This window comes from Anaerostipes hadrus ATCC 29173 = JCM 17467 (genome assembly GCF_030296915.1).
GTDB classification, from domain to species: domain Bacteria; phylum Bacillota; class Clostridia; order Lachnospirales; family Lachnospiraceae; genus Anaerostipes; species Anaerostipes hadrus.
Window position 1 is genome coordinate 1,489,390 of record NZ_AP028031.1, and the last position, 21,138, is coordinate 1,510,527.

The following is a 21,138-nucleotide window of genomic DNA, read 5'->3' on the forward strand; positions in this document are numbered from 1 at the left end:
GTTACATAAAAGGTCGTATTTCCTATTTTTATTGTATTGGACTGTACTGTTTTTCCTATAATCCCACCTCATTTCTTCCAACAAAAAAACACCATTTCTGGTGTCTTTCTGCTAATCTACACTGATTACTTTGCGTTCATACTTCTTTTCCTGCAAATCAATCTCCGCATAAACCATGTATTTGTCATTAAGTTCCGTCTGTCCAGTCTGAATACAGGTTGTCTGATGAATCTGGTTTATCCACTTTCCTTTCTCTGTGTCAGGACTTTCATGTATATGTCCGTGCAGAGAAAGAAGTGGCTGTTTTTCTTTCAGAAATTCGTAAATATCAACAGAGCATATATCCAAATCTTGATAGCGCAACTGTCCTAATCTCAATCCCGCAGGCGGCATGTGCATAACGTAAACCGCTTTTTGTCTATCGTCCGGCAATGGAAGTTTCTTCAGCACATCACACATATGCGGTAATTCTGTTCTGGAATATTCCAGCCAGTTGTAAATCCTGTCATAATCAACAGCATTAGAGATTCCGGCTACAGGACTTAACTGACGCTGCGGAATATAATGTGTTTCTGTAACAACCCTGTCTTTACAACCGAACGGATGGTCTAAAATATAGTTCATGCCGATAAATTCATATCCATTGACAGAAAATTTCCTACCAGCTATATTGCAGACATTTTCAAATCTGTCGCAAAGATTGTCAAACATTTCATCTGCTGCCAGTAAATCATCATTTCCAAGCATGGCAAGGTATGTGATGTCCTGCTTTTTCAGTTCCTCAAAATATTCATCAAGGAATCCATTGATAAAAAACGATTGCTCACTGTGGCGGTCACATTGTTTTGGTAACATATCCCCGCCATTTACAATGACTTTGATTTCCTTTTCAATGGCTACGTCCAGAATCTTTCTGTACTTCTTTTTATCTCCGTGTAAATCTGTAACATACAATATCTTCATATCACTTTCTACCCCTTTTAATACAGCATTTCTTCCTAATCATAGTTAAAAGTATACCATATCAGAGATAGATTATCAGCAGCTTATATCTGACATACAGACTGCAAAATTTTTGCCTTATGCACCTCCTTTACTGTGTGTTTCCGAAGCAGTCAGATGGCTTTGGAAGCTCCACTGGACTTTCACCATTCTCATTCCTATGAGCAGAACCGCACCATGCGAGTGTATCATTATTCAGATATACAGGTCATGGCAGAACGACCATTCCACAAGTCGCTCTCGGATCATTGCATGAATCGCTCGCTTTTTTAGGTCATGGCGTACAATTTCCGCTGGCTCGCTGCATATCAAACGTATCTGACTGCTTTATTCAGTTGTCAAAGAACTACCGACTGTATTTGCCAGTCTATGAAAATCCACTACCTAGATAATGGACTTTCATAGATTGACAAGCGGAGCAGAGGAAAGGGGAAAATGCTCCGCCCGTCTGAATGATTAGATTACGACTATCTCAAAGTTTGCAATCATATCCATGACTGCTGCCTGTATTCTGCCTTTTAATTCAGAATCCACTACCATGTAGACGTTACCGTATTCGTCATACAATTTGCGTAAGCTCAACTTTGATATGTACCCGTCATAGAAATCCAAGATTTCCTGTATTGCAGTTTCATCACCATTCGTAGCCGCCACAATCACAGCAAACGGTATATGTTTTTGGTCTTTGTCCATGCTTATTCCTCCTCCATCATTTTTCGTAATTCTTCCAGAGTGCTTGTCCTGTGACGGTAAACAGTAGTGCGTACCACGTTCATAAGCTCTCCGATTTCTGCGTCAGACATATCCATAAAGTATGACAACAAAATGATATTGCGTTTTCTCTCTGGCAAACATTTGAGTGCTTTGCTTAACTGGTCGTCAGATACTTGTACTTCCATGCCAAGAACATTGAACGCTGTATAATCGCTGGAATACTTGTCATAAACGCCTGCTTTGTTCAATTCCAAATCTGAAATTTCAGAAAACGGAACTTCATGTTTCAAGCGTCTTGAAATATCACGGTTATACTTCATTGCTGCTCTTTTAATGACTTTCTTTGTAAGGCAATCAAACTGTGCTTGAATAGCCTGTTGGAAAGAAGATGACTTCATGCTGATTCACCTCCTTTCTGCGTGAGAGTAGATGAGGGTGTTTTCCCTCTATCCCCCTTTCCGCACAGTAGCTACCCACGCAGCAGCTATTTGTTGCGTTTTCAGAAATGAACTTGAAAAATATTTTTACGCACGAAAAAAGCACAAGAGAAAAGGCTGTATAGCGTTCTTGTGCTTTATCATTTGTACCTGTTATATGATGTAAAAAACCACATTCAAGGGTGTATTGTCCTGCTATGGTAATTTCAGTTTTTTTGACAATAAAGGGTATGTCATAAAATGTCGATTATGAGATTCTTTCAATGCGGCTACCTCCTAGAGCCGCAAAACAAAAAAACCTTATATGATTTATCCACCGAATTGAGGAAAAAGAAAAACGGCGGCTTTATCTTGACCGCCATCAAATCAGAAATATTTTTGGATAAGCAAAAAGGTTACTGCCGATAACGGTTTTTTTTATTTACCGTATAACAGTAATTTTGTTCTTTTAACACACTAGGAACTGACAAACCATATAACACGTTTTTCTATACCTGTTAGAAAATCAACAGGAACAGTAAAATGTATTGAGGTGATTACATATGCGTAAAAAAGAAGATAAGTACGATTTCAGAGCTTTTGGTCTTGCCATCAAAGAAGCTCGTATGAAACAGGGTCTAACCCGTGAACAAGTGGGAGCAATGATTGAGATTGACCCACGTTATCTGACAAATATTGAAAATAAGGGGCATCACCCAAGTTTACAAGTGCTTTATGACATTGTTCATTTATTGAATGTATCAGTAGACGCTTTTTTTCTTCCTGCTTCTGATCTGGCGAAAAGCACCAGAAGAATACAGTTAGAAAAGCAGCTTGATAACCTGTCTGATAAAGATTTAGTTATCATGGAAAGTGTCGCTGACGGAATTATTAAATCTAGGGAAGTGGAGGAAGATTAAACTTCCTCTTTTTCACTCCCTATACGAGTTGATTCTTTTAATTTTTGAAAACACTCGTCACTGATTACGTGTTCCAGTTTGCAAGCGTCTGATTCTGCTAGTTTTGGGTCTACACCCATTTCTGTAAGATATTTTGTAAAAAAGCAATGTCGCTCATAAATTTTCTCAGCCATAGCCTGCCTACTGTCTGTTAAAAGCAATTGACCATTATTATCCATTAGTAGGAATCCTTGTGTTTTAAGTTGCTTTACTGCATGACTTACACGAGGCTTTGAAAATCCCATATAATCAGCCACATCAATAGAGCGAACCATGCCTTTTTTGATTTTAAGTATAAGTATTGTTTCTAAATAATCTTCTAATGACTTTCCCAATGTCACATTATTATCACCTCTTAAATATTTGATTCAATCAGTTTTTAAATTGTCCACCCAAGACTTTCTTGCTGAATATGATACAATTTTTGATATACACCTTTTTTCTTCATCAATTCATTATGTGTGCCATATTCAACTAATTTGCCATCATCTAATACTAATATTTGGTCTGCGTCTACAACTGTTCTTAAACGGTGAGCAATCATAATTACTGTTTTGTTTTCAACCAATTGAGCTATAGCCTTTTGCACTAAAACTTCGTTCTCCGGGTCAAGAGAAGCAGTTGCTTCATCTAAAAAAATAATTGAAGCATTTTTTAATAAAGCACGTGCAATAGATATTCTTTGTCTTTCACCACCAGATAATGTACTACCATTTTCACCTAAAACAGTTTGATAACCGTATGGCATATTACGCACAAATTCATCACAGTATGCAGCTTTAGCAGCCGCCATAACTTCTTCCTCTGTGGCGTTAGGGTTTCCAATACTGATATTGTTAAAAACAGTATCATTAAATAATGTTACGTCTTGAAATACAAAAGCCATTTTTCGCATAAGACTTTCTGGCTCCATTGTTCGTATATCTTTACCACCAACACGAATTGTACCTTTCTGTATATCCCAAAATCTTGCAATCAATTTTGAAATTGTACTTTTCCCGCTTCCAGATGAACCTACCAATGCGGTGATACTTCCTTGTGGAATTTTACAAGTCACATCTTTAATGACATCTTTTGTATTATATCTGAATGTAACATGTTCCAACTCTATATCACAATTTTCAATTTCTTTATCATTTCCTTGCATTACAGATGTACTTAAAAGAGTACGCATTCTTTCTGTAACAACATTAAGATTTAGTAATGTAGTTAATTGTGAAAGAATCGCAAGAATTGGTCCATATATACGAGTAACCATCAAAAAGAACATTAGTAATGGGAGCAGTTCTATTTCACCTTTAACTAACAACATTGTTCCAACAAAAATGACAATACCAATTCCGGCTTGCAAAATCATGCTTGCACTCGACATAAATACGCCACAAATCATTTCTACTTTCACAGCAATCTTTTTCATAGATAATAATGCTTTGTTAAGAGCAGAAAAGTGAGAACCACTTAAATTACATGATTTAATAATTTTCATTCCCTCAAGGTATTCTTGTACTTGACTAGAAGCGTCTAGCTTTGCTTGTACTTGTCGTTCAAATAATTTTTTCTGATAGTTCTTACTTAACCAAATTATCAAAAATGCAACTGGCAGCGTAATATACATACATAACGCTAAACGCCAATCAAAGAAAGCAAGTAAAATACAAGTAAGAGTAACAGTAATACCATTTGCAATGAGAGGTGGAATTGTACTACTTAACATTGATTCCATGCTGCTACAATCAGACATCATGTTAGTTGTCAATTCTGACAAATCCTTTGTATTGAAGAAACTCATTGGTAATTTTCTTAAATGCTCTGCAATATTAAGTCTTGTTTTATTTGATTCTTGATAAGACGCAATGTATGTCTTTCTATAATCATTTCTTGCTGCTAAAAACACCAAAACAGCAGAAACAACTCCAATTCCCCAAAGCAACCATATATGATTCCATGCAATTTGCTTTCCTACATACGGGTTCAGTAATTCATTAAATAACATTACTGTAACACAAAACGGTAGCATTAAGGCTAGATTTGTTATCGTACAAGCAACAATAGCTTTTTTTAAATCTTTATAACCTTTATCTGATAGAAAAAGAAACTCTTTTAGTTTTTTCATCTTTATTACACCGCCTTTCCGCTGATTTTCCAATCAACCGCTTCTGTGTAATGGTTCCACATTTGCGAATAACGTCCACCAGCAGCAACTAATTCATTATGTTTACCTTCTTCAACTAGATGACCTTTTTCCATAACAATAATTTTGTCAGCATTACGAATCGTAGATAAACGGTGAGCAATAATAATAACTGTTTTATTCTGCATAAGTTTCTCGAATGCTTTTTGAATTAAATACTCATTTTCTGGGTCGCTAAATGCAGTTGCTTCATCAAGAACAATAATAGGGGAATCTTTGATAATAGCTCTAGCAATAGCGATACGTTGACGCTCACCGCCAGAAAGATGAATACCTTTTGTTCCAAATACAGTTTTGTAGCCATTAGGAAGTTTTGAAATAAATTCATGGCATTGTGCAGCTTTCGCGGCTTCAATGACTTGTTCTTCTGTAGCGTTTGGATTTCCCATGCGAATATTATCTAAAATACTCTGCTTGAATAAGAAAATATCTTGAAATACAAAGCTAACATGATTCATTAAGTCTTTTTCTGAAATATCTCTTATATCAACACCGCCGATTTTTACACTTCCCTCTGTAACGTCCCAAAAGCGTGAAATTAAATTTGCAATTGTACTTTTTCCACCACCAGATAAGCCAACAATAGCTGTTATTTGTCCTTGATTGGCTTTAAAAGATACATTTTCAATAGCCATTTCTTCTTTTTTTCCTGTATATGTAAAGCTAACATTATCAAACACAACATCATCTTTTTGAGTTTTTTTAGGACTGGTAGTTTGTGGTAGAACAGGTATATTGAAAATTTCGTCCATTCTTGCTACATTTCCGTCAATTTGCATAAATGATTCAGAGATATACATTATTTTGTTTAAAATACCAGCGATTGCCGGAACAAAAAGCAAGTAAAATATAAATGTCATAGTAAAGCTCTTATAATCTTGTGCATTAGCTCCTAACAAAATACCTACAGGAACGATAACCAAATATATATTGTTAATGATGGTAGTAAACGCTGGCATATAATTTTGCCAACCTAGAGAGAACTTTAGAACCCATTCTGTGTATTCTTTAATAGCATGTTCTAAACGAGCAAATGAAGAAGCTGTTTGATTAAATGCTTTCACAACAGGCATACCACGAACATATTCTACAGAAGCATTGTTCATATCTTCCAATGCGATCTGATATTTTCCCATGTTTTCTTTCATTGCTCCGCTACCAAATCCACTGAATTGTACGACAAAAGCAAGCACAATTCCAACTAATGAAGCAATACCAAATCGCCAATCAATAGCCAGTAGAATAATAACCATAACAATAGGCGCAGTTACAGAAGCAACAAAATCTGGAAATTGATGTGCAATGAAACCCTCAATGCTCTCAATGTTTTCATCCATTATTTTTCTTAAACGACCACTACCTATGGTTAAGTGATAACCTAAAGGAATTTTGGTAATATGTTCTGCGAAGTGAAGTTTTAATTCATAAAGTGTTCCAAATGCTGCCATATGAGAACTGAAAATTGCTAAAAAATATAATAGTATATTAGCAATAATACCAGCTAAAGCTATCCAGCCATAATTCATAACCTTGCTCATATCCAGCAATTCTAAATTAGGATAGACTTTTAAAATGGAACTAATAATAAAATATACCGCAATATACGGAACAAACGACGCTATAGCCGCTAACGAGGAAAGTATAGCCGATAAAAATACTAATCCTTTCTTATTGGAAGCTAATTCTAAACATCGTGCTAAACCCGTTTTGGGTTTGTTTTGTTTTGGCTTTTTGTTTGCCATAGTACGAATCCTCCTTAAATATAAAATACGTGGTGGGTTAGCTTAATCTAACCACACCACGTATTCTAAAGGAAATACTATTTTTCTTCTACTCCATCTCTAGTATATTTGGGTAAAAATAGCCCAAAAGTGTTATTTTTGTTTTCTGTAATCTTTCGGTAAAATACCATAAACAGATTGAAATGCTATTGCAAATTTACTAGCATTATTATATCCAAGACTTACCGCTATATCTCCAATTTTCATATTTTCATTTAAAAGCCAATGTGCTGCAATATTCATCTTATATTTCTTTAAATATGAATATGGTGTGTCACCATATATCTGTAAAAAAATTTTATGAAACAGTGATAAGTTAATTTGATTCCGAAAGGCGAGTTGTTCTAACGATACTCGTTCATCTAAATGAGTTATCATATATGTTTGAATTTCTTTAGTAGCTTGAATCTGACGTTTATCATAATATTTGAAATCACAGCCATGATTTTTAGTTAGCTGGTCTATATGGTAAAGTAATTCAATTGCTTTAATTTTGAAATATCCTAATTGTTCTATGTTAAGTGCTTCATATAATTCAGAAAATAAATGATGTAATTTAGGTGGAGTGGAACTTAAATATCCATTATTCTCAATCCCTAATGTTGAACCAATTTTATCAAGGTTAAGCGGAATAGTTTCCATCATTTTTTTGATTTCTTCTGATAAGGATTGTTTATCAATCACAAGGCTAAGTCCATAATATTTTTTTAATGGAAACGAGAAAGAAACTGGTAAATGTTGTGTTCCAGTCACACTAAAATATCCCTCTGGTAAATACGAAACTGTATGATTGGCATACTCACATTCATAGCGTCCAGAGCGACAATGTGTAATTGAAATAATATTAGGATTGAATTTTTGAGAAGGCATACTTATGTCTGTATCAAAGTCCAAAAAAGAGAGTTGAATACCATCAAAAAGCGTGTAACTTGTAACAATTCCTTTCCCTTGACACCCATAATCTATAATCATAAAATTTTCATCTTGCTTGATAATTTTTGCCTTATCACTGTACCAGTCTTTATTAAATGTAGAACTCACATTATGTACCTCCATATGTCGATTAGCAACATCTAACTATTATCATACTGTATTTTTTATCCCAAAACAATAAAAACATAAGCGTGCAAATCCGATTTATGTGAAAATGCACGCTTTTCTTCATGTTATTTTACAATCTTCCAGTTACTATCTTTTTCCAGCGTTAAGTCAAACTGTGAAATTTGCGTTGCTTTTGTCCTCTGGTCGAGATACTTTACCGATACCGATACTTTCACTTGTTCTCCATCTTGTATAAAGATAGGATTTACCAGCTCCGAGAACATATAGTCACAGTTGACAGGTTCAAGCACATTCCCCGATACATAGTAGGCAAGCTCTTTTTCCGTTGCGGTAGGGTACAGCTTAAAGAATGTTTCCAAAAACTCTGTCACTTCCTCTGTAGTGGCAGCGTCCACCGTTCCGTCCGATTCCTTGACTTTTGGTTCATAGCCGGATTTTGTTGGTATGCTGCTGATGGTCGGATTCTGTGTAATAACCAGATTTCCGTCACCATCTACATGAACTACCACCATGTAAGCGGAAGTGTAACCGATAGAAGTCTCTCCCTCTGTTACCGTTTGATCTACCGAGTAGACAACGGTAAAGTCGTCCGTTCCAGTCGCTTCAACCTCCCAAATCTTAACGTCCGTTACCGTAGAGCTTGTAGGTATGTCCATACAGACAGTATCAACATTCAAATCCTGCAAGCTCTTTGTAAGGTACTGGTTAATGGCTGTGGTTCTTTTCTCAATGGATTCCTGCGTGTTGCTCCAAGAATAGTAGGACTTCGCAAATGCCTTGACGAAATTCTCTATCTTGTTGGTATCAACAATACGCTGCTCAATGACTTCTTTCTCATGTACCGTGTGCATATCAATGGCGGTGAAATTCTTATACACCCCAAAGCTGATACTGGCAATCAACACCAGCCATAAGGCAATCACGGTTTTTTTATGCGTGCCAACTTTCATCACAGGCACTTTCTTTTCCTTTTTTGGTTTTGATTCCTTATCCTTTTTCTTAAATAGCATAGCACCATTCCTTTCTAATTGGTTTTCACCCGTCCGGCACCAATCAAGTGTTGCTGCCAGTACGAGCTTGTTAAATCTGCATATCCGATAGGGTCGCCAGCATGATACATTCTGTTGTTTCCAGCATAGATTCCTACATGAGTGACGTATGTTCCAGCGTTATAGGTTGAATGGAAGAACACCAAGTCACCAGCCTTTGCCTGTGACAGCGGTATGTGCTGTGCAGCGTCATACTGTGCCTGTGCGGTACGAGGTAAGCTGATACCAGCTTTTCCATAGCACCAAGACGTAAGACCAGAACAGTCAAAGCTAGTGTTGGGATTGCTGCCGCCATACACATATTTCCAGCCTTGATACTTCAACGCTTCATTGAAGATTGCCTGTGCGGTAGCGTCACTGAGACTAGGCACAGCCAAATACTGACTGACTAATTTCACATAGAACATATTCCCGTACTTGTAACGCCAGCCGCCATTTTCTTTTATGGAAATGTCATTCTTATAGGTGACTTTGACACCGCCGGATTTACCTTTTGCGAAGCTGACCGCCAGCTCAAAGGTGTACTTCTTTCCGTGTTTTGATACATAATCAATGAAGCCGCCACCATAGTTATAGGACTGTACCACTGTGTTGATGTCACAGTCTTTTGCTTCTGCGGATTTCAAAAGCTCCGAGAAGTATTTACACCCCTGTTTGATGGAATCCTCCACGGATAGGGAGTTAAGCGGTAATCCTAAAGATTCACTGGCTTGCATAACGTCTGTCGTGCCAGTGCCGCCGGATTCCACCTGCATAATCGCAAGCAGATAGTTCACATAGTCAGAGATTCTGTATTCCTTTGCATACTTTTCTACCGTAGACTGATGTTTCAATACTTCCGCTGATAGGTTCAGTCCAGAAAAATCAAGACTGGAAGAACCACTTTCTTCATCATCTGAGGTCACGATAAACAGAAACAGAAGCAGACAGATAATCACTGTGAAAATCCCACCGAACACAGCAAAATGCCTTAACTTCATTTCTTGCCGCCTTTCTTACTTGTAGATTTCTTCATTGTTGATTGATTTGTGGTCTTTTTCTGAACCGTCTTTGTCTGCTTCTGACGTTGTACCGTTTGCCTTGAAATATCTGTGGTAGCTTGTGAATGTTTATTTACTGCTGATGAAGCCTGTTTATCTGCCGGACGGGATTCTCTGACAACCTGTGTTCTTACATTCTCCTGTGATTTTGTCACAGGCTCTTTACTCTTGCTTGATTGCGGCTGCTCCTTTGTCACTGTGACAGGACGCTCTTTGACATTCTGCTCCGGCTTTAAAGCTGCCGCCTGTGAATCCGATTTTACAGGAACAGGCGTTGTGGCTGGTCGCTCATGCACCGGGGCAGCTCTCTTTGTCGCTGATCCGTTGCTTTGTCGCTCCTTATCCACAATCGGACGCTGCGGATTCTTTTTGTCTGACTGCGGCTGTTTCGATACCGATTTTTTATCCACAATTCCACGCTTTGAGGTAGACTGTGATTCCTGTGTATTGCTTTGTGAACTATGTACGGTCTGTGAGGAATCCGTCTGACTTTTCTTATCCGGCAATGCAAACGGCTTCTGTGATTTGGAATCCGGCAGAGCTGGCGGCTTGCTGTTACCTCCACTGGAAGAAGCAGAAGTATTGTGATTTGCTCTGGTATGCGTATTACCTGTCTGTTTGGTATTGTCTGCCTTTTTTGTAGAAGCAGAAGCCGCCGCAGCACCAGCTACACCACCAGCAGCACCAGCCGCCATTGTCCTACCGATTTTACGCTCCAAGCGTCTTGCCCTGCGGTTGAGGAACATATACGGGTGTCGCATGATTCGTCTGCTGACTTGCTGTGTATCGGAGGATTGCAGGCTGAACATTGTCATCAAGTCACCTAATTTAAAATAGATTCCGGCAAAGGTGACTATCTGTAGAAATGCCACCATGAAAAACGGATAGCCGGAGGAAATGGAGTAAAACATAGTCGAGATACTAAACGCTGTGGTAATAATCAGTGTGATTCCAGCTCTCATCATAACGGTATTGAACAGCTTCGTAAGAGCCTTTTTTGCCATGCCTTCATAGGTCGGTATCATGGACAAAACAAAACTAATCGGCAGAAACATGGCGTAGATGATAAATAACACCTGCGAGAAAATCATCATGCCCGTAAGCAGAAAAACAAACGCCGAGATTCCGATATTGAAGATAAACAGGAACACCACCATACCTAAACGGGTCATGGTCTTTGTGACGCTCAAATAAGCGTTGTCCTTATCTTCGATTTCTTCAATCACAACATCCTCTCTGTCGTCTGTGTCTGGGTTTGCCGATAACAGGCTTTCCACACGGTCAGAGCCGAGCGTTTCTATATCCGATTCCCCGTACTGTAAAAGCAGCCACGGTTGTTTCACCTGTATGGAAAACAGGCTGTCTCTTATTAAATCTACGCTGTCTTTTCCTTTGCTGTTGGAATCGGGCAGCACGATTTTTGTACCGAGCGATAATGCCGAGCTGCTTATATCTGCGGAAAAGTCATTGATTTTGCTGATATAGTTTGGGGCATAGGCAATAAAGGACGCTGACAGGATAAATACCACAAGAAAGTTGATAACCGCATGAATGGCTTTTGTGGTTTCTCTTTTTAACAGTCCTGTGTATGCCACATAGATTCCCATTACCAGAATGAGGATAAGCAGGAATCCTACATAAAATCCCTCACTGGAAAAGCCATTGGAAGTCACACCAGCTAATGTCTGAATGTTCTTTCCGATAGAACTTGCAGTATCAGAGATAAAGTCCAGCTTGTAGGCTTCCTGTACCACATAACCTGTCGCATTGGAAATGTATAAGCTCACCGTCCAGACAAAGTTTGTGATGGCATATAGTCCGTACTGAATACTTTTGCCGATACCGTCAAGCCAGTTCCACGGCAGCCAATCCCAACTTGAATCCACATAGAAATCAAGCTGGTAGTTTTCCAGCGGATATTTGGAATAGGTGTTAGCGTCACTCACCGTATTGTCTACCAGACCAGCCGCATGAGCTACCGTACCCGTGATAGATAAAAATACCAGCACACCGAGAATCACCGAAAGCGTGATAAGCAGATAACGGACTATTTTTCTCTTGTCCATAGGCTTCACCTCATTTCTTCCGTCTGCACTGGCGGTCTGGTATCAAAGGCATGGAACAGGTCAGAGAATACAGGGTGAATCTGGATAACGCCCACACGCCCATACAAATCTTGAAACAGGCATTGTCCGTTTTCCAAATCCCTAAGTCGTTTCTGGTTGCCCTCGTCCTCCTTATCCACACCGAAAAATTCAAGAGTATTCTTGATTTCCTTTATGTCTGTAGAACGGAACGCAAACTTTAAGCCGATATTGTTCTTCATCTTTTCATCGTCCACATCACCAGAGTTTTGTGTAACAAAGTAAACAGCAGCGTTCATGGAGCGTCCAGCACGAATCAGCTTGTTAGACAATGCTTTCCCCTGTGCCACCTGTAGGAACGTCCACGCCTCGTCCAAGTCCACCATCTTAAAAATGCTCCTGTCGGAATGAATAAAATCAAGGGCAAAGGTACTAATGACAATCAGCATAGCCACGGACAATAATTCCATTGTGGTGTATTCTTCAAACTTCGTGTCCTTATCCGGCAACACAAGGTCTGCCACCTGTATGATGTTGAGCTGCCTGTCTAAACTGATGGACTGCTCCACATCACCGTCCGAGAATAAAAGGTGTGCAAAGTCATAATCGGTCATGCTCTCGATATGGTCTGCGATATTTTCTGCCACAGGAGAACCGTCTTTCCTTAATTTATCAATGACACGGAGCAGTCCTCGTTTTTTGCTCTGTGTCACGGAACGGATTGCACGCCTTAATACAGGGAACTTCTCACCGTCACGGGACGAAATACCTGTAAGGAATGTCAGAATGTCGATTGCCAGACTTTCAGCGTCCTTTGTTCGCTTCATAATCACATACGGGTCAAGAAGTCCTCTGTTTTTGTCCTCACTGGTGAGATTAACTATCTTGATTTCCTGTGCAATGTCGGGTAGCGTTTCCTGCCAGTTGCCACGCTCTGATTTTGGGTCTACAATGACCGCTTTTCCTCCAAACAGCACCGCATAATAGATGATAAGGTTGTTACAGAAAGACTTCCCACCACCGAGCGAACCGAGAAAAGCAGCCGCAAGAGCATTTGTCACAGAACCTTTTACGCCCTGTGCTGCAAGGCTAGGTTTTAGATAGACGTTCTTTCCTGTATCAAGGTTATAGCCGATATAGATACCGTCCGTTTCCCCAAGCTGCTGTGTTGCACCGAAGCCAAGTCCGGCGAGAAAGTCCGAAGTGACGTATTGGATATAATCATTGATATATCTTTTGCTGGACGGGATAAACTCACCATGCAACCCCAACATATCACCGAATGGGCGAACCAGCTTGACATTCAAATCATCATAGAAATCTTTGACTTCATCACAGCGGCGTTTCAATTCTTCCAGAGTATCAGCCGCCACACGGATAACGTAGGATAATTTATACATGGATTCTTTGGACTGGTCTAAATTTGTTTCCAGTTCATTCACCGAATCCAGAGCGTCCATGACGTTACTTCCCGTTTCGTTGTTGGATTCCCAAGCATGATTATCCAAGTCTTTCAGCTCTTTCTTTTTGTTCCTAACAGTCGTCAGAGCCTTTTTGTTGGTAACGATTTCAACATTCATAGAAGTGGAAACGGGGAACGTGAATTGCTGTTGCTGATAATAAAATATCTCGCTTGACGGAAAATCCAGCTCACCCACGATATTGTTAATCGTGAAGTAGGCAACAAAAGTTGTCTGATCTTCACGCTCAATCTTTAGGTATCGCTGGTTTTCTTCAATCATGCAGCGTGTCGGACGGATAAGGTCATATCGCTTCACCAGTGTTTCACGCTTTGACTTTTTTATCGGGAGGTCATAACTGTAATCACTGTAGGCAACGCCGGTATTCCCGTAGATATGTTCCAAGAGGTAGCCGAAGTCGTTCTTATCTAGTCTGCGGAACTGAAAGCGACGTGAGATTTTGCTTTCCAAGAGTTTTTCCATCTTTAGGAAACGGTTGATTTCATCATTACTCATGGAAACGAAGTCACCCATCAGCTTGTGATTGACTTCATAGATAAAATCCGCAAAGGTCATAGCTGCTGATTTTCGCATACCCTTGAAGCTGATTTCTTCCTCATTTACCAGCAGCTTGAAGCCAAGAAAAAAGCGGTAGTCAATCTGATTTTCACCAATCATTTCAACCAACGCTTCTGTCTGTTCATCTACCTTTTTACAGGCAATCTCTTTTAATCTGCCTGTGATTCCCTTTTTGGAACGCTCCTGTACTGCACGCAGGCTGTCCTCTGTGGCAATCTGTAGGGCATGGATTTTTCCGTCACGGTTCTGGGCGATAAGCTGACGGAAGTTGTCATGCACCATGTATTTTTCTTCTGGTGACAGGAACGAATAATTGTAAGGTGTCAGCTCATAGTAGGCAAAGCACTCACCGTCATGGTTGAACACCAGATTGTTTTCTATGTACTTAATCGGGAACATACATCACACTCCTAACTGCGGTCACGCTTGTATTGAATTTCTGATTTTTCAGTTTGATAGCTTTTCCTGCATAGGTCACTTTTGGTCGGAGGAAAAAGCTCACACAGGATTTTAGGAATCCAAAAGGCTTTTTTCCGTCAAAGGTCTTTTGCGATACAAACCAAGTGAACGCCACAGGGATTCCAAAGTATTTGAGAAATGCACCGTCAATCATGTTAAAGGGCGGTAGCTCCCCAAAGAGAATCACCACAAACAGCGACACCACGAACCAAGCCATCTGACTGAATGTGAGCGGGAACGGGAGTTGAAAATCGTTGATTGCATAAATGACTTTTTCCACGCTCCATATGCTTGTATAGCTTTTGATTTTCTTCAATTTTCACAGCTCCTTTCTGTTCTAAAATGGAAACAGCAGCCTATGTTTCAAGGCTGCTGCAAAAAAATAACCAGTGTCATTTCACTGGCAGATAAAAAAATTCAGTTGTAATTGTTAATACGGACATTCAAACACGCCATGATTAGTGACGACAAAACGCCCCTCTAAATCAAGGTCACGCCCGTAGGCTTCATAGTCTATGTAACTGCGGATTCTGTCTGGTATCTCACCCAGACTTTGACATTCATCTATGAAGTAATAGGCAACGTCTGTCATATCGTCACAATCGGGATAATGGATAATATCGTCTGCATGTTCGCACAAATCTTCCAAGCTGCTGTAATAGCCTAGCAGTTCCGATAATTCGTCCTGTATGTCTTCTGGTAAGTCCTCCACCATTTCACACAGGCGGTTGACTTCCTCAATGGGTGTGTACTCGTCAATCTCAAAGGGTAGCTCATAATCATGGATTGCGTATTCTTCGTATCTGTCATTCAAGCCGATACGTTCTGCCATCTCGTCATAATCAACGGGCGGCGTAAACCACGCACCCACAAGCTCACCCTCGTTGTATTTCCCAAGATTGGCGATATAGATTCGCATTTCTTCGATACCACATCACCCCTTTACTGATAGCGGAATACGCCGCTTGTGGTAAATAAGTATCTGTCGTCCATTTCCAGCTCACTACCATAGGAGTGATAGTCGATATGTTTCAATAGTTCGTGAGGAATCTCACCAAAAACATATTCTTCACGGATAAGGTATTCTGCCAGAGCTGCACCGTCACCCACATCATAGTAGCGTATCTCGTCCTTGTGGTCGATAAATTCCTCGAAGCTGGAAAACCATTTCTGCTGAATGGCTTTCATTTCATTGCCGATAGGCGTACCCTCCAATTCCAGCACCATGCGGCAGTTGGCGTTGATTTCCCAAAGTGGCATATCACTGTGTAAGTCAAAGGGCAGCTCATAGTCTGCAATCTCAATCTGTTCTTCATGTTCTACGTCGATTTTTTCTCGGACTTCCTCAAAGTCCACAGGGCAGTTGAACCAAGCACCGGAATATTCTTCGTCACCCTCACGATACGGTTTTGTATTGTTTAACAGGTAGATTCGCATTTCCTGCATGGTCTGTCACTTCCTTTCATCATATCCAGTATTCCCATTATAACAGCATAATCTACACCGAATACATAATGAGAAAACTTTTCTAACTGTTCTTTTGGATAATCAAGTGGTGAGTGCTGCTTGATGATTTCCCACACCATACGTTTGCGGTAGGGAAGGTCGGAAATATTTTCACAGCCGACACGCTCTTTCATATCCTCAAATATATCTGTTTTCATGTTGTCCTCCAATCTTAAAATTTGCATAGAAAAAGCAGCTAACTCAAAAGAATTAACTGCTCTTTGTCTATGATAATTTGATTCCTATTTGTTTCAAAATTAAAGTAAGTTCTTTTCGCTTTTCTGGGTCTGGTGTTCTGACTAAAGTATATCCTTCTTGCTGTATTTTTCTTAATATATCAAATGTAATATCTGCTCTAGCATTTAATTTATATAGAGTATCATCCGACATAGGTACTTTACGAAGATACCACCAGAAAGGTAAATCCAATTTACTTTTAGCATATTTTATAGTGTTGACAAAGTATGTGTCCTCATTATAGTAATTAAAATGTGGTTTATCCTCTAAAAGATGTTTTTCCATATTTTCATAGAAATCATCTAAATGATTGTCAACTAAAATCTTTTCAAGTATTTGAGGAGGAATTTCACTCAAATACTCTGTTATCATACCAGTATTCAAAATATTTAAAGGCGTATAATAATATTTCTTTTTAGCGGAAAGAACAATGCTCAATACTACACTTTGATTATCAAATGCGTCAAAATATACATTGACATTAACATTGTGATATTGATAGTAAAATTTTAAGCAAGTAGCCTTTGTTTTTTTAGGAATACTGTTATAAATATCTACTAAATAGGCTTTTGTACTTTCTTTCACACAAAACACTCCTTTCAAATTCTGCTTAAATTATACTACTTTTACACAAGAAATACAATTTACGCCCCGATAATCTTATTGAATAACTGCAACAGTACGTCTTTTACGCCAGAAGAATTGAATACCAAGCCGACAGCGATTAAGGCAATCACCAAGAATCCAATCAGTTTAGAAAACTCACGCTTGAATCCGAGATATACGCCGATAACCGCAATCGCCATGAGTACCAAACTCTGTGCGTTAGATAAAAACCAGTTGTATAAGTTCTGTCCGAAATTCATTATTTTCTGCTCCTTTCCATCATTTCAATTTCTCTTTCTGCGGCTGCTCCAAGTGAGAACAGGAATAAATCAAATAAGATATGCTTCATGTTGTCATTCCTCCGTTTCTGTAATCATTTCCTCTGTGGAAGTTGTCTGCTGTTCAATCAGCTTTTTGTGACGCTCCGTGAGCTTCGCATGGTCTAAAATGTCTTTGAGATAAGTCGTACCGTTGGTACTGTCAATCTTCTGTAAGACTTTCCAAGTGGGAGCTACCTGTCTGCTTATCCAGTTGAGCGTCCGAGTGAGCGTATAAGGCTCTGGTTTGGTCGTCAGTTTCAAACGCCCACGATCAGAGCCGATAAAGTACGCCCATTTCTCATTGGTCTGCCATTCGCTGCGTCTTTTCTCCACCTCCTTGTCAGCGAACCGCATATAACGGTTGATAATGTCAAAAGCGGTACGCTCTGCGTCATGATAGGTCAGCAGGTCACGCACCGCATAATAGGCTCGCTCATTTTTCAGCCGAATTTCAAAACGGTTCTTGATTTTCGTATCTTCAATGGGTATATCGTATTTCACATACTGCTCATAGTCCTTTTCATAGATACAGAAATAAACCTCTGATTTGAGCGAACCGATATAAAGCGTATTTCCCATTCCGTATCTGTCCTGTTCATTGCTTCTCACCAGCTCACCGCTGCGGTAGCTCTTGAAGCTGCGGAATACGGAAATACATTCTTCACGGTTGCATTTCTCTGTCAGCTCTGGAATATCCAAGATTCCTGCCATATCGTTGATGGCAAGGTCAAGACGTTTCATCACACCTCCTTCCACCAGAGCGTCCATGAGAAAGTCATACCAGCTCCTATGCTGTGCCAGCAGATAACTTTCCATCTGTCGACAGCCTTTGCCTTTCAGCTCCAGCAGTGTGCCTTTCTCTTTATCGGGTGATGTCAGCACGAACACATCACCAAGCACATAATGTTCCGCATAGGAGTAGAATCCGTAGTCCTCATGTATCATTACATCCAGCTTTAATTGCAGAATATCTTCAACAACGTGCCGAACGTCCTGTGTGGGGAATCGGATTCTGACGTAATCCAAGACCATTTCCAACGGATTCTCTGGATTCAGCTTTTCCAGAGCGTCCGTGAATTTCCCCTTGATTTCTTCTGTCAAGGCTACTTTTCCAGATTCAATCCTGCTGACATACTCACGACTGATACCAGCCATGACCGCAAGACGATTCTGGGAAACGCCGTACTGCGTCCGTTTTTCCTTAAAATCGTTTATCCAATCGGTATCATTCAGTTTCAATCCCTCCAATCGAAAAAGAAATGTGACAGTTACCGATTTTGTCACACTTCTTTGAATGTTTGAAAAGTCCTCTGTTTTCAAGGACTTTTTGATATGTAATTGACTGTTTCCAGATAATTTGTGCCCCCCTGTTAGATAATGGGGGCAGATGGTTGGGGCGGCTTACGCCACCCCAACACAGGCTAGTCCGTACCTGCGTCTTTCGCTTCGCACGCCGCCTGTCCGTCCTGCCTGTTTTGTGACAATCTTCCTATCTCTTTTAAAAAGTCATGTCCTTTGGGTACAAGGGGAGTGTAAAACTCGGATATGACACTGTTTCCCGTATCAACATAGCCACGCCCTTTAATCTGCTTCAAGAAAAAGTCCTTGTCTACTTCACCGAACATCATACTGTACCCAAGCTCCGACATACGCCCAAGAGCCACACGGAAATTGAACTGGTCACGGATTCCATCACCGAGATACTTTGCGTCTGGACGCTGACAGGCGAGAATGAGAAAATATCCTGCCTGTCGTCCGAGCATGACTATCTGTTTCAGCTTGTTAAGGACAGCAGCATTTTCCTTTGTGGTGAGCATTTCCATGAACGCCACATATTCATCAAAAATAAGGAAGTGGGGCGATAGTCCTAAATAGGCATAGTTTTCACCTGTCCTGTAATTCTCCATGAGCTTCATTGCTTCACTTCTTGCCATCATACCGTCATAGAACCTGTCAATACAGGCGGTTATATCGTCTTTCTTGTACCAGACTTCCGGCATGACAACGGACAAATCCGCAAGGTCGGCGTTCTTTGGGTCTAAAATATACATGACCGCATTGCTGCGGAGCAGAGCTTCAATGATAGTAAGGATAAAGTAGGTTTTACCACCACCAGTGCCGCCAGCAATTAGCATATGTGGGAGCTTGTCATACTCCCACCAGACATTTTTCATCAGACGCAAGCTGCCATGTTCAGCCTGTACCTCATTGATAGTGATTCTGTTCGCAATCGTATCATAGAGCAGCACATATTCCACATAGCTGTCTTTCAATTCTTTGGAAACCAGCTCACAGTATAAGCCTGTTTCCAGCTTCTTTTCCAAGTGTAAAAGCTGGTCTTGATATTTCCCTAATGTAATTTCCGTACGGATATATAAAAGTCCATGCTCCATATGGTAATACAGTTTTGGAAAATAGGTGATTTTCTCTTTTTTAGTAGTAGCTGGCAAGTCCTTGAAGAATCCGCTATCCTGTGTGGATTCCGATTCATACCAGCCATTTTCCAACAGCATACGAGCCAGCTTTTGACGGTGAAAGAGCTGTTTCACTCTGTCATACTGGAATCTGCGATAGAAAAGGGTAGCCAGTACACAGACCAAAGCTGCCAAAACGATAGTCATTATCCTATATGGTGTGACCGTCAGATGGACACTGCCATCTTGAAAAAGCGAGATTACTTTCCAGTCCGTAGTGATGATTGTTTTTAGGTTCAGCAGCATAACCACCGCAAGGAACAGCAGGAGCAACGAACCAGACGAGAAACGAAAAACCAGCGATTTGTCACTGGCTCTGATACGATTCCCACGTTTATTGAATTGTGGCATAGGCTAAATCCTTTCCTTATTTTTTATGCTGTGGCTGCTGCGGATTGTTGGGAGCGTGGTTATTTCCGGCTGGCTGACCGTTCTTATTCTTCAAGACAATATCATCTGCTTTGATATACCAGTCAACGTCTGCACCTTGAAATGTAGCGGTTGCCACCGTATCAGCTACAGGATTGATGATTTCCACCTCTGTGTTGTAGTCAAATTCCTTTAACGGAACAGAAGCCGGAATACTCACCTGAATCATGCGTCCTTGCTCCTTACACTTCAAATCGTAGGTACGTTCTTTAATTTCTTCAGAAACCGTACCGTCCTCATTTTGAATATGTACCTCTCGTCTTAATGCAGAGAATTTCAATACTCCGAAAGTCTTTTCCTTGTCTATAATGATTCCGTTTGCTAATCTCATAATCTCTGTACCTCCTTATGCTTTCACCATATCGTCTGCTGACAGGATATAGTTCGTGAATCCTCTTGTGCCGATTTTATAACCCTCTGCGGTGATTTTAGGATTGATAAGTTTCACTTTTTCCTCTGATTCAAAGTTCTTCTCACCAGCAGAAGCGGGCAGCACCACGATAATATCATCTGCCCTCTGTACATCCGAATAAAGGTTGAAGCTACGGGAAACGACCGTCATACGTCCGTTGATCCTACGCTGTTCCACCTTATTCTCACCTGCAAACTCCAAATTCCCGAATGTCTTTTCCATGTTTGGGATAACGTGTTTTAATTCCATAAATTGTTTACCTCTTTTCTTTCTGATTTTGATTGATTTGTTATTTAGTGTCATTCTGCTGTCGAGATAATATCTGTCTGCCTGTGAATTATCAAGGGCAAGCGTTGTG

The 21,138-nt window shown here is 40.1% G+C and carries 22 protein-coding genes; 1 reads left to right on the plus strand and 21 read right to left on the minus strand.

All coding sequences use genetic code 11. The features are described 5' to 3' along the window. Positions 1-111: 111 nt before the first annotated feature. From QUE18_RS07315 to QUE18_RS07325, 3 genes are all read right to left on the minus strand, one after another. Positions 112-963, minus strand: a complete 852-nt coding sequence (locus tag QUE18_RS07315) for a metallophosphoesterase family protein (RefSeq protein WP_009203312.1) — start codon at positions 961-963, stop codon at positions 112-114. 495 nt (positions 964-1,458) lie between these two features. Continuing rightward, positions 1,459-1,695 carry a helix-turn-helix domain-containing protein gene (locus tag QUE18_RS07320; RefSeq protein WP_005335589.1) on the minus strand — a complete coding sequence of 79 codons (237 nt, stop codon included), beginning with the start codon at positions 1,693-1,695 and terminating at the stop codon, positions 1,459-1,461. Positions 1,696-1,697: 2 nt separating this feature from the next. Beyond that, positions 1,698-2,114, minus strand: coding sequence for a sigma-70 family RNA polymerase sigma factor (locus QUE18_RS07325; RefSeq protein WP_005335591.1), 417 nt, complete (start codon positions 2,112-2,114; stop codon positions 1,698-1,700). 581 nt (positions 2,115-2,695) lie between these two features. Between QUE18_RS07325 and QUE18_RS07330 the strand changes: the two genes are divergently transcribed. After that, entirely contained in the window at positions 2,696-3,052 is a 357-nt protein-coding gene (locus QUE18_RS07330; protein WP_005335595.1) for a helix-turn-helix domain-containing protein, read from the plus strand. Here the strand turns inward: QUE18_RS07330 and QUE18_RS07335 are convergent. From QUE18_RS07335 to QUE18_RS07420, 18 genes are all read right to left on the minus strand, one after another. Then, a complete protein-coding gene (locus QUE18_RS07335; RefSeq protein ID WP_005335597.1) occupies positions 3,049-3,432 on the minus strand; it encodes a metal-dependent transcriptional regulator in 384 nt (127 codons plus the stop codon). The genes QUE18_RS07330 and QUE18_RS07335 overlap by 4 nt on opposite strands. A 38-nt stretch (positions 3,433-3,470) precedes the next feature. Then, the gene (locus tag QUE18_RS07340; RefSeq protein WP_009203311.1) at positions 3,471-5,204 is read right to left on the minus strand and encodes an ABC transporter ATP-binding protein; all 1,734 of its coding nucleotides are present in this window, start codon (positions 5,202-5,204) and stop codon (positions 3,471-3,473) included. A gap of 5 nt (positions 5,205-5,209) precedes the next feature. Then, positions 5,210-7,024, minus strand: a complete 1,815-nt coding sequence (locus QUE18_RS07345; RefSeq protein ID WP_005335600.1) for an ABC transporter ATP-binding protein — start codon at positions 7,022-7,024, stop codon at positions 5,210-5,212. A gap of 132 nt (positions 7,025-7,156) precedes the next feature. Beyond that, a complete protein-coding gene (locus QUE18_RS07350) occupies positions 7,157-8,104 on the minus strand; it encodes a helix-turn-helix domain-containing protein (protein ID WP_008788620.1) in 948 nt (315 codons plus the stop codon). A 125-nt stretch (positions 8,105-8,229) separates the two neighbouring features. Further along, a complete protein-coding gene (locus tag QUE18_RS07355) occupies positions 8,230-9,135 on the minus strand; it encodes a conjugal transfer protein (RefSeq protein ID WP_005335602.1) in 906 nt (301 codons plus the stop codon). Positions 9,136-9,149: 14 nt separating this feature from the next. Beyond that, positions 9,150-10,154 (minus strand): bifunctional lytic transglycosylase/C40 family peptidase, encoded by a 1,005-nt coding sequence (locus QUE18_RS07360; protein WP_009203310.1) that lies wholly within the window; start codon positions 10,152-10,154, stop codon positions 9,150-9,152. Next, entirely contained in the window at positions 10,151-12,280 is a 2,130-nt protein-coding gene (locus QUE18_RS07365; RefSeq protein WP_040344134.1) for a CD3337/EF1877 family mobilome membrane protein, read from the minus strand. The genes QUE18_RS07360 and QUE18_RS07365 overlap by 4 nt, the downstream gene beginning before the upstream one ends. A gap of 5 nt (positions 12,281-12,285) precedes the next feature. Continuing rightward, on the minus strand, positions 12,286-14,736 hold the full coding sequence (tcpF, locus tag QUE18_RS07370; RefSeq protein WP_009203308.1) for a conjugal transfer ATPase TcpF: 2,451 nt from the start codon (positions 14,734-14,736) through the stop codon (positions 12,286-12,288). Continuing rightward, a complete protein-coding gene (locus tag QUE18_RS07375) occupies positions 14,723-15,112 on the minus strand; it encodes a conjugal transfer protein (RefSeq protein ID WP_021865983.1) in 390 nt (129 codons plus the stop codon). Before QUE18_RS07375 ends, tcpF begins: the two co-directional genes overlap by 14 nt. Positions 15,113-15,226: 114 nt before the next feature. Next, positions 15,227-15,715, minus strand: a complete 489-nt coding sequence (locus QUE18_RS07380) for an antirestriction protein ArdA (RefSeq protein ID WP_005335611.1) — start codon at positions 15,713-15,715, stop codon at positions 15,227-15,229. A 23-nt stretch (positions 15,716-15,738) separates the two neighbouring features. Then, the gene (locus tag QUE18_RS07385) at positions 15,739-16,233 is read right to left on the minus strand and encodes an antirestriction protein ArdA (RefSeq protein WP_009203307.1); all 495 of its coding nucleotides are present in this window, start codon (positions 16,231-16,233) and stop codon (positions 15,739-15,741) included. Further along, positions 16,215-16,460 (minus strand): hypothetical protein, encoded by a 246-nt coding sequence (locus QUE18_RS07390; protein WP_015530244.1) that lies wholly within the window; start codon positions 16,458-16,460, stop codon positions 16,215-16,217. Before QUE18_RS07390 ends, QUE18_RS07385 begins: the two co-directional genes overlap by 19 nt. Before the next feature lie 67 nt (positions 16,461-16,527). After that, positions 16,528-17,124 carry a hypothetical protein gene (locus QUE18_RS07395; RefSeq protein ID WP_005335616.1) on the minus strand — a complete coding sequence of 199 codons (597 nt, stop codon included), beginning with the start codon at positions 17,122-17,124 and terminating at the stop codon, positions 16,528-16,530. 59 nt (positions 17,125-17,183) lie between these two features. Further along, complete coding sequence (locus QUE18_RS07400) at positions 17,184-17,405, minus strand: hypothetical protein (RefSeq protein WP_005335619.1); 222 nt, start codon at positions 17,403-17,405, stop codon at positions 17,184-17,186. A gap of 93 nt (positions 17,406-17,498) precedes the next feature. Beyond that, positions 17,499-18,749, minus strand: coding sequence for a MobT family relaxase (gene mobT, locus QUE18_RS07405; protein WP_009203306.1), 1,251 nt, complete (start codon positions 18,747-18,749; stop codon positions 17,499-17,501). Positions 18,750-18,886: 137 nt separating this feature from the next. Continuing rightward, positions 18,887-20,290 (minus strand): FtsK/SpoIIIE domain-containing protein, encoded by a 1,404-nt coding sequence (locus tag QUE18_RS07410; RefSeq protein ID WP_009203305.1) that lies wholly within the window; start codon positions 20,288-20,290, stop codon positions 18,887-18,889. Positions 20,291-20,306: 16 nt separating this feature from the next. Beyond that, the gene (locus QUE18_RS07415) at positions 20,307-20,699 is read right to left on the minus strand and encodes a YdcP family protein (protein WP_009203304.1); all 393 of its coding nucleotides are present in this window, start codon (positions 20,697-20,699) and stop codon (positions 20,307-20,309) included. 15 nt (positions 20,700-20,714) lie between these two features. Further along, on the minus strand, positions 20,715-21,029 hold the full coding sequence (locus QUE18_RS07420; protein WP_005363246.1) for a YdcP family protein: 315 nt from the start codon (positions 21,027-21,029) through the stop codon (positions 20,715-20,717). Positions 21,030-21,138 lie beyond the last annotated feature (109 nt).

Bases quoted from the DNA above. Each gene is read 5' to 3' on its own strand.
- QUE18_RS07380 (WP_005335611.1), bottom strand. From the start codon at position 15,715: ATGCGAATCTATATCGCCAATCTTGGGAAATACAACGAGGGTGAGCTT.
- QUE18_RS07355 (WP_005335602.1), bottom strand. From the start codon at position 9,135: ATGCTATTTAAGAAAAAGGATAAGGAATCAAAACCAAAAAAGGAAAAG.
- QUE18_RS07315 (WP_009203312.1), bottom strand. From the start codon at position 963: ATGAAGATATTGTATGTTACAGATTTACACGGAGATAAAAAGAAGTAC.
- QUE18_RS07360 (WP_009203310.1), bottom strand. From the start codon at position 10,154: ATGAAGTTAAGGCATTTTGCTGTGTTCGGTGGGATTTTCACAGTGATT.
- QUE18_RS07385 (WP_009203307.1), bottom strand. From the start codon at position 16,233: ATGCGAATCTACCTGTTAAACAATACAAAACCGTATCGTGAGGGTGAC.
- QUE18_RS07400 (WP_005335619.1), bottom strand. From the start codon at position 17,405: ATGAATTTCGGACAGAACTTATACAACTGGTTTTTATCTAACGCACAG.
- QUE18_RS07330 (WP_005335595.1), top strand. From the start codon at position 2,696: ATGCGTAAAAAAGAAGATAAGTACGATTTCAGAGCTTTTGGTCTTGCC.
- QUE18_RS07415 (WP_009203304.1), bottom strand. From the start codon at position 20,699: ATGAGATTAGCAAACGGAATCATTATAGACAAGGAAAAGACTTTCGGA.
- QUE18_RS07420 (WP_005363246.1), bottom strand. From the start codon at position 21,029: ATGGAATTAAAACACGTTATCCCAAACATGGAAAAGACATTCGGGAAT.
- QUE18_RS07390 (WP_015530244.1), bottom strand. From the start codon at position 16,460: ATGAAAACAGATATATTTGAGGATATGAAAGAGCGTGTCGGCTGTGAA.
- QUE18_RS07320 (WP_005335589.1), bottom strand. From the start codon at position 1,695: ATGGACAAAGACCAAAAACATATACCGTTTGCTGTGATTGTGGCGGCT.
- QUE18_RS07410 (WP_009203305.1), bottom strand. From the start codon at position 20,290: ATGCCACAATTCAATAAACGTGGGAATCGTATCAGAGCCAGTGACAAA.
- QUE18_RS07340 (WP_009203311.1), bottom strand. From the start codon at position 5,204: ATGAAAAAACTAAAAGAGTTTCTTTTTCTATCAGATAAAGGTTATAAA.
- QUE18_RS07325 (WP_005335591.1), bottom strand. From the start codon at position 2,114: ATGAAGTCATCTTCTTTCCAACAGGCTATTCAAGCACAGTTTGATTGC.
- QUE18_RS07345 (WP_005335600.1), bottom strand. From the start codon at position 7,024: ATGGCAAACAAAAAGCCAAAACAAAACAAACCCAAAACGGGTTTAGCA.
- tcpF (WP_009203308.1), bottom strand. From the start codon at position 14,736: ATGTTCCCGATTAAGTACATAGAAAACAATCTGGTGTTCAACCATGAC.
- QUE18_RS07365 (WP_040344134.1), bottom strand. From the start codon at position 12,280: ATGGACAAGAGAAAAATAGTCCGTTATCTGCTTATCACGCTTTCGGTG.